Below are 1,730 nucleotides of genomic sequence, written 5' to 3'. Positions count from 1 at the left end.
CCCACGCAGCCTCGGCGACATCGTCCGTGCCGCCCTCCACCTCACCCACTACGAACACCGATACCTACCGAATTCTTGTTGAGATCACGTCATTAAGGAATGCCTCCGATCTGACGGCCTGGAACCCATCCAGCCTCACGATTCAACCTCCCTTCCACCCACGATTAAAATATCGCGTTTCGCCGAGAAAACTCAGCCCCATCATTCCAACCCACCAAACGCGGGTATGGATCCTCGGCAACCCAGAAAGCCCCGCCCCAGCTAGTCTTTTAGCACCACTGACACGCCCCGCCCCTGCTCCCAGCGCTGGCTCTATATCTATCGGGTAGGGGGGAGGACACCGCTCGCTGTGTACCGCTCGCCGTCGTCGCCTTGAAGGTTGGCCTGCAAGCCTTCGGCGATGCTTCCGAACTCACGGTAAGGGTCGCCGTCGAAGTTCCCCTTGATCTCAATAGCACCCTCGAACCAAGTCAGCGAAACCAAACTGCCGTCCGTGCAGACGTGTTCGTAGATGGGCTGGCGCTCCTCATCCCAGCCGAGCCATCCACCCACCCTGAGCGCAGAGTTACTCTCCGCATAGGTCAGCCACTCGACAAGGGCGATCGGGCGCTCTTCGCTATCATAGTATTCCTCGGCTCGACTGATGTGTAGCTCGTACCCCATGCTTCCTCCCCGAAATCAGCTCCCATGCCACGAGAAGCGCAGGATACAGGACGGAAGGGTTACCGACAGCCCGGGCCGGTGGCGACCCTTGGGTTACCACCGGCCGGGGCTCTGCGTCGCGCCGCAAAGGAAATGCGCCGATTCCGACAGGACGCTATCGGCGGTGCGGACGACCGCCGACCCAACCACTCATTTAACGATTACATATATCACGTCCACCTGACGCTTCAATCCGTAACGATAGCCGTCCACCATCGCAGCATACTGTTCATTTGAGACCGTGCCGGAAGGAATGCCGACAATCAGCTGCCTATGCCGGATGTCATCCTTATTGATGACGGCATCGCCGAACGTTTTACCCTCATACCTTTCCAACTTCCGGACATCTCTCCGCAACTCCGTCTGAAGCGCTTTTCCGTTATAGAAGCCTTCATGCAAAGCCTTGGTTTTGATGCTCGTCGCAGTACCGGTCACAGGATCGAAGGCATCAATGGTTGGATTGTTGGGAGCGGGCATTCCCTTTAGTCCCATCTCGTCCATGATGCGCTTTTCGAGCTGATAACCCCAGTGATGCCCGGAAGCGCAATGCGGAACTGCGCACGGGGGCGCTTGCGCTCGGCGTTCTCGTCGACTGGCGGGAGGTGAACAGCAACCCTCGCGTGGTCCTGATGTTCGACGTGGAGACAGCTGAGGGCATCTCGTTCCGCGGTATCGCAGACGAAGACCTCACGATCACCGAGCTCACCCGACTCACCCCAGGACAGACGTTGCCCGTGCGCTACCGGCCGGCAACGGCACTCGACCTTGCCGGGCGGCAAGGTCGATCACGCCGAGGACCCTTACGACGCAGTCGTACGAGAGGTGGCCGAAGAGAGCGGCTGCACGGCCGGTGTTGTGAGCCTCCTTGTATCGACTCCCGAAGCTGGCACGTAGATTGGGCGGGCCCGACGGGCGGCGAGCCGCACTGCCTAACCTCGATCGTTCATGGGTGGCGTCGGATGTGCCGACCCCTGGTTAGTTGATCGGTTATCACCGATGGATGCTGTCTGGGGGCGTGGTGGTGGGCC

Annotated in this window: 3 protein-coding genes; 1 reads left to right on the top strand and 2 read right to left on the bottom strand. The window is 59.8% G+C overall.

Annotation, left to right across the window (positions count from 1 at the left end):
* Positions 1–318: 318 nt before the first annotated feature.
* Both GA0070558_RS32570 and GA0070558_RS33200 read right to left on the bottom strand, forming a co-directional pair.
* Positions 319–663: a hypothetical protein gene (locus tag GA0070558_RS32570; RefSeq protein WP_091287396.1), complete on the bottom strand. Its 345-nt coding sequence runs from the start codon at positions 661–663 to the stop codon at positions 319–321.
* A gap of 189 nt (positions 664–852) precedes the next feature.
* Positions 853–1,350: an endonuclease toxin domain-containing protein gene (locus GA0070558_RS33200; protein WP_500862227.1), complete on the bottom strand. Its 498-nt coding sequence runs from the start codon at positions 1,348–1,350 to the stop codon at positions 853–855.
* Between GA0070558_RS33200 and GA0070558_RS35140 the strand changes: the two genes are divergently transcribed.
* Entirely contained in the window at positions 1,351–1,596 is a 246-nt protein-coding gene (locus GA0070558_RS35140; protein ID WP_091287392.1) for an NUDIX hydrolase, read from the top strand.
* The last annotated feature ends 134 nt before the right edge of the window (positions 1,597–1,730 follow it).

It is taken from the genome of Micromonospora haikouensis (genome assembly GCF_900091595.1).
GTDB lineage: Bacteria > Actinomycetota > Actinomycetes > Mycobacteriales > Micromonosporaceae > Micromonospora > Micromonospora haikouensis.
Note: the sequence above shows the minus strand (reverse complement) of the source record. Positions and strands in the feature narration are given on the sequence as shown.

Coding starts and splice junctions, on each gene's coding strand:
- GA0070558_RS32570 (WP_091287396.1), bottom strand. CDS start 663: ATGGGGTACGAGCTACACATCAGTCGAGCCGAGGAATACTATGATAGC.